9 protein-coding genes are annotated in these 11754 nt (G+C 36.3%); all 9 read left to right on the forward strand.

Annotation, left to right across the window (positions count from 1 at the left end; translation table 11 throughout):
* The first annotated feature begins 45 nt into the window (after positions 1–45).
* Positions 46–1815: an ABC transporter ATP-binding protein gene (locus HMPREF3116_RS08365; protein WP_070469148.1), complete on the forward strand. Its 1770-nt coding sequence runs from the start codon at positions 46–48 to the stop codon at positions 1813–1815.
* Complete coding sequence (locus tag HMPREF3116_RS08370; protein WP_070469149.1) at positions 1802–3613, forward strand: ABC transporter ATP-binding protein; 1812 nt, start codon at positions 1802–1804, stop codon at positions 3611–3613. Before HMPREF3116_RS08365 ends, HMPREF3116_RS08370 begins: the two co-directional genes overlap by 14 nt.
* Complete coding sequence (locus HMPREF3116_RS08375) at positions 3603–4277, forward strand: lysophospholipid acyltransferase family protein (RefSeq protein ID WP_070469150.1); 675 nt, start codon at positions 3603–3605, stop codon at positions 4275–4277. Before HMPREF3116_RS08370 ends, HMPREF3116_RS08375 begins: the two co-directional genes overlap by 11 nt.
* A gap of 69 nt (positions 4278–4346) precedes the next feature.
* The gene (locus tag HMPREF3116_RS08380) at positions 4347–4838 is read left to right on the forward strand and encodes an AI-2E family transporter (protein ID WP_070469151.1); all 492 of its coding nucleotides are present in this window, start codon (positions 4347–4349) and stop codon (positions 4836–4838) included.
* Positions 4839–5058: 220 nt separating this feature from the next.
* Positions 5059–8259, forward strand: coding sequence for a DEAD/DEAH box helicase (locus tag HMPREF3116_RS08385; RefSeq protein WP_070469152.1), 3201 nt, complete (start codon positions 5059–5061; stop codon positions 8257–8259).
* A gap of 197 nt (positions 8260–8456) precedes the next feature.
* Positions 8457–9215, forward strand: a complete 759-nt coding sequence (gene rpsB, locus HMPREF3116_RS08390; protein ID WP_070469153.1) for a 30S ribosomal protein S2 — start codon at positions 8457–8459, stop codon at positions 9213–9215.
* A 153-nt stretch (positions 9216–9368) separates the two neighbouring features.
* The gene (gene tsf / locus HMPREF3116_RS08395; RefSeq protein ID WP_070469154.1) at positions 9369–10247 is read left to right on the forward strand and encodes a translation elongation factor Ts; all 879 of its coding nucleotides are present in this window, start codon (positions 9369–9371) and stop codon (positions 10245–10247) included.
* Between the two features lie 119 nt (positions 10248–10366).
* A complete protein-coding gene (gene pyrH, locus HMPREF3116_RS08400) occupies positions 10367–11086 on the forward strand; it encodes a UMP kinase (RefSeq protein ID WP_070469155.1) in 720 nt (239 codons plus the stop codon).
* 13 nt (positions 11087–11099) lie between these two features.
* Positions 11100–11660, forward strand: coding sequence for a ribosome recycling factor (gene frr, locus HMPREF3116_RS08405; RefSeq protein ID WP_070469156.1), 561 nt, complete (start codon positions 11100–11102; stop codon positions 11658–11660).
* Positions 11661–11754: the final 94 nt, after the last annotated feature.

The following is an 11754-nucleotide window of genomic DNA, read 5'->3' on the forward strand; positions in this document are numbered from 1 at the left end:
AAGATTTGTTAGATAATAAATAGGAATGTGTTTAGGAGGGAAGAAATGTTTTCAATTTTTAAAAAATTGGGTTGGTTTTTTAAATTGCGGTGGAAGAGCTATGCTTTTGGGATAGCGGCATTAGTCACCTGTGCGATTCTATCAGCTATGACCCCTAAGATCGTAGGGAATATGGTTGACCAATTGGCGGCAGGATCTTTAACTGGGCAATTATTAATCACTCAAACAGGTTTAATATTATTATTGGCTATTATTATGTATGTGCTTCGCTATAGTTGGCGATCGATTATTTTTGGGAATTCGACTTTATTAGAATCGATTATGCGTAATCGTTTGTTTAGTCATTTTACAAAAATGGATGCTACGTTTTACCATAAATATCGTACGGGTGACTTGATGGCACATGCTACAAATGACTTGGCTGCCTTACGTTTTGTTGCTGGTGGCGGTATTCTAACTTTAACTGACTCTATCTCTATTTCGGTAGTGACATTGTTCTCTATGTTTGTCTTAATTGATTGGCAGTTAACTTTAGTCACTATTTTGCCGTTTCCTATCTTAATAGTGGTAGCACGGGTGTTAGGACGCATTATCAACCAACGTTTTCGTAAATCATTAGAAGCTTTTTCAAGTTTAAATGATGAAGTGCAAGAAAATGTGTCTGGAATGAAGGTAATCAAGACATTTGGTGAGGAAGAAGATTATTACCAAGATTTTGTTGAAAAGACTGAACAAGTTGTTGAAATGAACCGAAAAGTTTATCAAGCAGATGCGGCATATACACCAATAATTGAAATTATCACTGGTTTAACGTATGTATTAACGATATTTTTTGGAACTTATTTCATCCAAAGTGGTCGGATTACTGTTGGTGACTTAATAGCCTATATCTCATATTTATCTATGATGGCTTGGCCATTAATAGCAGTTGGACACCTAGTAAATACACTTGAACGAGGAAATGCATCATGGGACCGGGTATCTGAATTGTTAGATGAAGTACCAGCAATTACTGAGGTAGACCAAGCGATTACTACGTCAATTAAAGGTGATATTCATTTTGATATTAAAGAATTCGCTTATCCCGATGATGGTAGCATTAAATTATCAGATACGACTTTCCATTTGAAAGAAGGGAATACACTTGGAGTGGTTGGTCGAACAGGTTCAAGCAAAACGACGATTTTCAAATTGTTAATGCGTGATTATGATCAATATGATGGTCAGATTACTTTCGATGGAAAAGATATTAAAGATTTTAGTTTAAACACACTTTCATCAGCTTTCGGTTATGTACCACAAACGAATTTCTTATTTTCTAATACGATTTTAGAAAATATTCGTTTTGGAAACCCTAGCCTGACGGAAGAAGAGGTAATTCATTATGCCAAAGTGGCAGATATTCATGAAGATATCATGAAATTCCCTGAAGGTTATCAAACAGAAGTTGGGGAACGTGGTGTATCGCTATCTGGGGGACAAAAACAACGGATTGCAATTGCTCGAGCATTAGCTGTTGACCCTGAATATTTAATCATGGATGACTCGCTATCAGCAGTAGATGCACAGACTGAAGAAAATATTTTAAGCAATTTACGTAAAGAACGAGCAAATAAAACAACGATAATTGCTGCGCAAAGATTGTCATCGGTCATGCATGCAGAAGAAATTATTGTAATGGATAGAGGTACTATTATTGAACGTGGGAAACATGACGAGTTAGTTGTTGAAGATGGTTGGTATGCACATACTTATAACCAACAACAATTACAAAGAAAAATTACTGAAGGTGGTGATACTGATGGAGAAAACTAATCAAACAAAGTTTTCACTGGCTGACCAGGTCCGTATTTTTAAAGGGATTGTTGGCTTTGGAAAACCACACTGGCTACCTTTTACTTTATCATTTGTGGCAACAGCTGTCGTAGCTGGAATTTCTGCTTATTTACCCATCGTGATTCAACGATACCTAGACCAGGTATTAGCAACTAATTCAGCCACTTTACCAGTGACGATCCAGGTAGCTGCATTTTATTTTGGGTTAACTTTATTAAAGGTGGCGGTGTATTACTTTAGAGATTTCACTTTTAAGTTAACAGCTGAAAAATCAGTTGCTGATATGCGTAATACCCTTTATAAAAAAGTTGTTCATCTAGGTATGCGCTATTTTGACCAAATACCCAATGGGTCAGGCGTTTCTAGAGTGACGAATGATACAGAAACAATTAAAGAATTTTGGCAGGTATTCTTATCTTTCTTTGATGGTTTATTAAATATTGTAGCTATTACCTATGCCATGTTTACTTTAGACGCAGGATTAGCCTTAGTATTTATGGCCTTTGTTCCTGTCATGTTAGTTTTAATTTACATTTATCAGCGACAATCTACTTATGTTTATGGTCGTATGCGAGTTGCTTTATCTACTTTGAATGCTAAATTAAGCGAATCTATTTCTGGAATGAATATTATTCAAAATTATGGTCAACAAGATCGATTAATCCAAGAATTTGATGATGTAAACCAAACTTATGTAAGAGCTAGAGTAGGTATGTTTAAAATGAACGCCTTATTATTACAACCGGCTATTAACTTACTTGAAGCAATCGCCTTGGTACTCGTTTTGTATATTTTTGGTTTTCAAGATTTACAAGGTGTGGCCATTAACGTAGGCGTTGTTTATGCTTTTACATCTTACGCTAAATCATTCTTCCAACCGATGGGACAAATGATGGATTCGTTGTCAATTTTCCAAGATGGGATGGTATCTGGTTCGCGGGTTTTAGATTTACTGAATAGTCAGGAAATGGCACCAGTATCAAATAAGGATGCGAGCGGTAAAGTAACGGATGGTCATATCCAAATAAAGGGGTTGTCTTTCTCTTATGATGGAAAGAAACAAGTGCTCCATGATATTAATATCGATATTCAACCGGGACAAACAGTAGCCTTTGTTGGTCAAACGGGTTCAGGTAAATCATCCATTATTAATGTTTTGATGAGATTCTATGAGTTTAATCAGGGAGAAATTTTAATTGATGGACAGTCTATTAAAGATATTCCTGTGACGCAGTTAAGAGAAGATATTGGGTTAGTTTTACAAGATTCGTTTATGTTCTATGGAAATATTGCAGATAATATTCGTCTACACGGAGATTACAGTATTGATATGGTTAAGGCTGCAGCACAATTTGTGAAAGCAGATGCTTTTATTGAATCCTTAGAAGATGGTTATCACGCTAAAGTAATCGAAGGCGGTGCAGCTTTTTCTACTGGACAAAAACAATTGTTATCTTTTGCAAGATCAATATTAAGAGAACCTAAAATCCTCGTATTAGACGAAGCAACTGCTAACATAGATACTGAAACAGAGCAGAAAATTCAGTCTGGATTAGCCAATATGCGTCTAGGGCGAACAACTATTATTATTGCACATCGTTTATCGACAATTAAAGATGCAGATCAAATTATCGTATTGAAAAATGGTCAAATCATCGAACATGGTAACCATGACGACTTGATTGGACAAGGTGGCACATATTATAATATGTATCAGTTGCAGACCTATTCGGATGCACATCAAGATTTAGGTGAAGGGGAAACTGATGATTTATAATATTCTATTAACTTTGGTAGGATGGTTTATTGGTATAATCAATGGACCAACTCAAATTGATGTGGATGAGGCATTCGATCCAAAAGCTAATTATTTAGTGGTTGGGCCACATCGTTCAATTCTTGATCCAATTTTCATCGCTTTAGCTCTACGACCAAAACAAGTAGCCTTTATGGCAAAGAAAGAATTGCTAGCTAATAAATTTTTAACTTGGTTTTTTACTACAATCAATGTTATTCCGGTTGATCGTGAAAATCCTAGTCCATCTTCAATAAAAGAAGCAGTCCGTACGATTAAATCTGGCGAGAAGTATGTAGGTCTATTTCCTACTGGTTCTCGTTATACGGATGAAATTAAAGATGGGGCGGTTTCTATAGCTAAGATGGGTAAGGCTGAAATTTTACCAGTCAACTACCAAGGCCCTATTCAAATTCGTGATTTATTCTCTTGGAAAAAAGCTAATAGGGCTAAAGTTCGTGTGGGCAAACCTATTCAATTACCTGATGTTAAACGGTTAACTGAAGAAGATAACAAGGCTATCAACCAATCTATCAAAGAGGCTTTCATCGAAAATGACCGTATTTTAGATCCAAATTACCATTATGATTTGGCAGGCGCTATAGCAAAACGTGATGCTAAGAAGGCTAAGAGAGCAGGAAAATAATTTATCACATTTTTAATGCGTGTCCTATCAACCAATAGCAAAAGCGATTATGTAAGAGAGGTCGATAAGATGACAAAAGCTACATTTTGGAAACAAGTTTTCTTGCACACGATTCAAAATATTAAGCTGTATATAGGTGCTCAAGTTAAGTTGTTACTTTTAACAGTGGTTATTTATGGGCTAGGTTTTTGGTTATTAAACATCCAATGGGCTTTGCTGATAGCCATTGGTATCAGCTTGGTAGCCTTATTACCCGTAATTGGTGCTGGCGTGGTCTTTATTCCTTGGATACTGATTGAGTGGCTACAAGGGGATACGCAAGTAGGATGGTGGTTATTTGCTATATATTTAGGTGTTGAATTATTGACTGAAGTATTACAACCACTTTTAATTGGTAAAGATTTAAAATTACCGTTTTGGTTACCGATAGTGATCACGTTAATGTGTACAATCGCCTTTAATTTATTTGGCGTAATGGTAGCGGGTATTCTGATACCTTTTATTTCAGCGTATTTTCAAGTAAAGGCACTTGAACGTGCTGAAATCTATGATGAAAAATAACTTATTGAAGAGATCTGTGAGTCCTTGCAGGTCTCTTTTTGATTATTCATTATAGTCAACTATACAGAGAATTTTATGACCTACTTGATGATGGTAAGAAAATTTTGTCCTTTTCCAGTTAGCGGAGCTAAGCCACTGGCTAAACATATGAATTTCTAAGGAAGTTTGATATAATACATGAATGAATAAGCGACAGATTCAGAATTTTGGGGTGTATGATATGAAGTGGAGTATTCCAAGTAAGCTAATCGAGCAAGGTCGTGCTTTGGTGAAGGAAAACCGAGTACTGAAAGTAGTGCCAGATGTTGAAAATACCGTTTGGCGTGCAGAAGTGCTTGATGATGATACGTATACCGTTATCTTAGATGGAACTGCTAAAGAAGAGGATGTTTGTCAGTGTCAAGTATTTCAAAAAAAAGGCTACTGCGAACATACAGTAGCTGTAGAGCTTTTTTTAAGAGAGATGGGTATGACACGTGTTCACCAATTTAATGAGGAATTGAAACGCTATCCGGAAGTGGATGACGAGGCGGAATTACAAGTGAATGAAGTCCTTGAAGGCTACTTAAGTCACCGTCAAGTGACGAGTCCCGTGAAACGGTTACCGCGATCTAGTCGGGTAAAGGTTACTTTAGAAGTTCAATTTGATGAAGTGAGGCCCTATATTATATCTTACGAAGATATTGCCTACTTACGTATCCGGGTTGGCGTGAATAACCTGTATTATGTAACAGATATGGATAATTTCTTCCAAGCTGTTATTCAAAATACGCTGTATATTCTACCGAATCGAGATCGTGAGGAAATATGGCTTTCACCTTCAACTCTGGGGCAAGAAACTTATGACTTATTAGTTGAATTAGCCAATGCTTATAATCTACGTAATAAGTGGTTATTGCTAGTAATGAATACGCCAGAAAATAAAAAGAATACGCAACGCTTTTATTTGATGAGCAAAGAGTTAGATCGTTTGAAGAGCTTATATGAAGCGGATAATCGGATTAATATTCGATTTAAATTGGATGGAAACTCAATTAAACCAACTTTTTCTAACGATAAAGCTTTGATATTTAGCCTGCAAAAGGATAATGACTTATACCATTTAACCTGGGATCAATCGGTTAATTGGTTAGCACAATATGGTTTATTAATTCAAGATGAAACGTTTTATGAAACAACGCAAGATAGTAACTTCTATGATGATTTAAGATTTTTACAAAGTTTCTTTGCTGAAAATGACTATCAAATTAGTTTGTCTGCGGAAGAAATGACATACTTTATCAGTTTATTTGGTCGTACATTAATGGCCTATAGTGAAATTGATCAGTTGGAAGAATACTTTGACTTGTACCAAGAGGATTTACGAGTTCACGTAACTTTGGATGTTGAAGGAACCGATTTATATGTCACTCCTGAATATCAATATGGTGAATTTCTGGTATCTGATGATGCGGAGAATCAAGTCTTACCTGATGAGGATATGGTTTTAATTCGTGACTTCTCTGGAGAAATAACTGTTGAAAATACCTTGAAAGCTTTAGGTTTTGTAGATGAAAAAGGTGCTTTTGTTCAAAGTTTCGATAACTTGACTGAAATAATGATGAACATTGAAAACTTTGCCCACTTGTTTATTGGTCAATGGGACATTAAATATGGAAAGTTTTTACGCAATGTTTATGATAATAAGGTGAATGCCACTGTTAAGATGACACCAAGTGATGGTAGTCGATTTCTGTCAGTTGATTTTGAACTATCCGATGTTGAGCCGGTTGAAGTAGACCGAATTTTAAATGCAATTATGGAAAATGAAGCTTACATTCGCTTACGTGATGGCCGCATAATTGATGTTCAAAACACGATTGATGATGAGCAAAAACGCATGCTTAAACAAATTACTGCAGCGAATAGTGACTGGCAAAATGGTGATGTAGTACCAATTTTTCAAACGTTGAGATTCCAAACATTAGTTGATGGTAATGAGGTTTTTGAAGAATTTTATGATGATATCGTCAGAGCTAAAGATAAACCATATACACCATCACCTAATTTGAAAGCTACCTTATCTGACTATCAAGAAACATCCGTAAAATGGTTTAGAGGTTTAGCTAAGTATCAATTAGGTGGATTATTAGCAGATGAGATGGGTCTTGGGAAAACTGTTCAAACGATTTCCTTTATCCTAGATTATATTGAAAACAATCCTCATGAGAAATCTTTAGTATTAGCACCAGCATCAGTACTATATAACTGGGCCCATGAGTTTAAACGATTCACCCCTAGTTTGAAAGTAGCGGTAGTAGATGGCACAATTGAAGAACGAGAAGCAATTCGACGAGATGAAACAATTGATGTTTGGTTGACTTCCTACCAATCATACCGAAACGACCAAGAAGCCTATCAAAAGATTAACTTGGATATCCTAGTGTTAGATGAAGCGCAAGCGATAAAGAATGATAATACAATTCTCTATCGGTCAGTAAAAAAACAAGTAGCAGCTATGCGAATTGGCTTGTCAGGTACACCGATGGAAAACAACTTGAATGAATTTTGGGCACTGATGCAAATTATTGTTCCAGGATTACTGCCTAACAAACATGATTTCCAAAAATTATCAGTAGTAGAAGTTGGGCGAATTGCTAGTCCATTTGTTCTACGCCGTACAAAAAATGATGTGGCCCTTCAACTACCACAAAAAACTGTTACTGATCGCTATAGTATGTTGGAACCTGAGCAAAAAAATATTTACTTGGCTTACTTGAAGAAAATTCAAGATCAGTTAAACAATGACTCATCAAATGCTGGTCAAATGCATATGGAACTTTTGGCAGGTATTACGCGCTTACGACAAATTTGCTGTCACCCACGCTTAGTGAAAAATGATTATACTGGTTTATCTGGCAAATTTGAGTACTTTAAAATTATGTTGAAGCGTGCGATTGAGTCTGGTCGCAAAGTGCTTGTGTTCTCGCAATTTACAAGTATGTTGGATTTGATGTCTGAATATCTAGCTGAAGAGGGTATTGATTACTATATGATGACAGGACAAACCAATAAAAAAGACCGTCAAGAGCAAGTAGATGAATTTAATGCTGGGGATAAATCAGTCTTCTTAATTTCATTACGAGCTGGGGGGGTAGGGATCAACCTAACGGGTGCAGATACTATCTTCTTATATGATTTATGGTGGAACCCAGCTGTTGAAGAGCAAGCTATCGGAAGAGCGCATCGGATTGGACAGAAAAAAGATGTTGAGGTAATACGTTTCATTACAGAAGGAAGTATTGAACAACGGATTGCAGAACTTCAAGAAGAAAAACGATACTTATTTGAGCAATTATTTGATGAGAGAGACCAAGCAACTAGCCAAAGTTTAAGCTTGGACGATTTAAAATTTATTCTTGGGGTCAGTCAGGCCTTGTAAATGAACATATCAGCTATATCGTGTTTCTACTTTTTCAAAAAAAGATTGCAAAAGGTGGTTGTATATGGTAATATATCCGAGTGTCGAATGACACATATTTCACACCTTATGGATGGAACCGCAGGGTGCTAGTTGAACTAGTGGCGAGTCTTTGAAATAGGGGCGGAAAAATAAAAACCAAATTGGAGGAATATAACATGCCAGTAATTAGCATGAAACAATTATTAGAAGCTGGTGTTCACTTTGGACATCAAACACGTCGTTGGAACCCTAAAATGGATAAATACATCTTTACAGAACGTAATGGTATTTATATTATTGACTTACAAAAAACTGTTAAGTTAGTAGACCAAGCTTACAACGCTATGCGTGACTTAGTTGGTAACGATGGTGTTGCATTATTCGTAGGGACTAAAAAACAAGCACAAGATTCAATCGCTGATGAAGCAACTCGTGCAGGTCAATACTACGTGAATCACCGTTGGTTAGGTGGTACTTTAACTAACTGGGAAACAATCCAAAAACGTATTAAACACTTAAAAAATATTAAAGAAATGGAAGTAGACGGTACTTTTGACGTACTTCCTAAAAAAGAAGTTGTTGGCTTATTGAAAGAAAAAGAACGCCTAGAAAAATTCTTAGGCGGTATCGAAGATATGCCACGTATTCCAGATGTGATGTTTGTTGTTGACCCTCGTAAAGAAAAAATTGCGATTCAAGAAGCACACAAATTAAATATCCCTGTTATCGCTATGGTTGATACTAACTGTGATCCAGATGAAGTAGATTACGTAATCCCTTCAAACGATGACGCTATCCGCGCTATCAAGTTAATCACAAGTGGAATGGCTGAAGCAGTTCTTGAAGCTAAACAAGGTGCTCAAGAAGAAGCTGAAGAAGAAGTAACAGTTGAAGACTTCCAAGGTGACGAAGTTTTAGACGAGGTTGCTGAGTAAGCTTTGCTGTAGTTGAAGAATACTTCAATTAGTAGTAAAATATAAACAGTAGATGGCTATCTGATTAAGTTTGTCTAAGCTATATTCGGCTTTCCTTCTTAGTTTAGATAGCCTTTTTTTAAAGAATGCATGCAATTAGGAGGAAAATTTTAAATGGCAATTACTGCAAAACAAGTTAAAGAATTACGCGACCGCACTGGTGTAGGTATGATGGATGCTAAGAAAGCCTTAGTTGAAGTTGACGGAGATATGGACAAAGCAATCGACTTCCTACGTGAAAAAGGTATCGCTAAAGCTGCTAAGAAAGCTGACCGTGTTGCTGCTGAAGGTTTAACTAAAGCTGTAGCTAAAGGAAATGACGCTGTAATTGTAGAAGTTAACTCTGAAACTGACTTCGTTGCACGTAACGATCAATTTATTGAATTATTAGATACCGTTGCATTCGCTATTTTAGAGCAAAAACCTGCTAACGTAGAAGCTGCTTTAACTGATGTAACTATCGAAGGTAAAGATTTAGATACTTACATTAAAGAAAAAGCTGCTGTAATCGGAGAAAAGATTTCATTACGTCGCTTTGAAACTTTAACAAAAACAGGTGACCAAGAATTTGGTACATACGCTCACCAAGGTGGACGTATTTCTGTTCTAACATTAATTGATGGCAATAATCCTGAGTTTGCTAGCATGGTATCTATGCACATCGGTGGTATGAAACCTCAATTCTTAAACGAAGAATCTGTACCTGCTGATGTTTACGAACATGAAAAAGCAGTTCTTACAGAACAATCATTAAATGAAGGTAAACCAAAAGAAATCGTTGAAAAAATGATTACTGGTCGTTTACGTAAATTCTTCCAAGAAATCTGCTTAGTTGATCAAAAATACTTATTAGATGACAGCAAAACTGTTGCAGAAGTAGCAAAAGAAAACAATGCTGAAATTAAAGATTTCTTCCGCTTTGAAGTCGGCGAAGGTATCGAAAAACGCCAAGATGACTTTGCTAGCGAAGTAGCTGCTCAAATGGGTAAATAATTTAACAAGATCCCGATATAAACTTTTTGAATTTGCTTAAAATAGAGAAGTAATGAAGAGGGAATTTAAAATAGGTTGGGAAAGGTTTCTTTCTCAACCTTTTTAGTAAGGAGAATAGAATGACGGAACCTAAATACAAGCGTGTAGTTTTAAAACTTTCAGGTGAGGCTTTATCTGGTAACAATGGTTTTGGTATTGATCCAGAAACAATGAAAGGTATTGCAAAAGAAATCAAAGAAGTTCATCGTTTGGGTGTACAAATTTCAATCGTTGTAGGCGGTGGAAATATTTGGCGCGGTAAAACTGGTGAAGAAATGGGGATGGAGCGTGCACAAGCGGACTACATGGGTATGCTTGCTACCATCATGAATGCCTTAGGTTTACAAGATGTTTTAGAGAATATTGGTGTGCCAACTCGTGTACAAACCTCAGTTGAAATGCGTCAAATTGCGGAACCATATATACGCCGTCGTGCTGAACGACACCTAGAAAAAGGGCGCGTTGTTATTTTTGCTGGGGGTACTGGTAATCCTTACTTCTCAACAGATACGACAGCTTCATTGCGTGCCGCTGAGATTGAAGCAGATGTTATTTTAATGGCTAAAAACGGTGTTGATGGTGTTTACTCTGATGATCCTCGTAAAAATGATGCGGCAGTTAAATATGATAAATTATCGCATCTAGAGGTTATCAGCAATAACTTACAAGTAATGGATACGACAGCTTCATCATTAAGCATGGATAATAATATTCCTTTAGTTGTATTCAACTTAAATGAAGAAGGTAATATTCGCCGTGTTATCTTAGGTGAAGATATTGGTACGACAATAGAAGGATAAGGGAGTTATTTCAATGGCTATTGATAATTTATTAAAAGAAACTAAGAATCGCATGGTGAAATCGGAAGAAGCTTTTTCACGCACATTATCACGTATCCGTGCTGGTGTAGCGAACGCTTCTTTATTAGATGGTATTATGGTTGATTACTACGGTGTACCAACTGACTTACGTCAATTGGCGACAATCACTATTCCAGAACCACGTATGTTACAAATTGCTCCATACGATAAAAGCTCTTTAAATGATATCGACCGTGCGTTACAACAATCAGATTTAGGTATTCCGCCTACAAATGATGGTTCTGTCATTCGTTTGATTATTCCAGCGTTAACACAAGAACGTCGTAAAGAGTTAAGTAAGATCGTTGGTAAAGACTTAGAAGATGCTAAAATTGCTATTCGTAACATCCGTCGTGATGCGATTGATGAAACAAAGAAGGCTGAAAAAGCGAAAGAAATTACTGAAGATGACGTACGTTCATATGAAAGTGACATTCAAGATTTAACAAACGCTGCAATAAAAAATATTGAAAAGATTGCTTCTGATAAAGAAGACGAAATCATGAATGTTTAATTTATTTATTCATAAAAAATAAGGAAAGCCAGTAAATCTCAAAATGATGATTTACTGGCTTTTTTCGGTTCTATGATAAATAGTGTTGGTGGGA

The organism is Aerococcus sp. HMSC10H05, from assembly GCF_001806975.1.
GTDB classification, from domain to species: domain Bacteria; phylum Bacillota; class Bacilli; order Lactobacillales; family Aerococcaceae; genus Aerococcus; species Aerococcus viridans_B.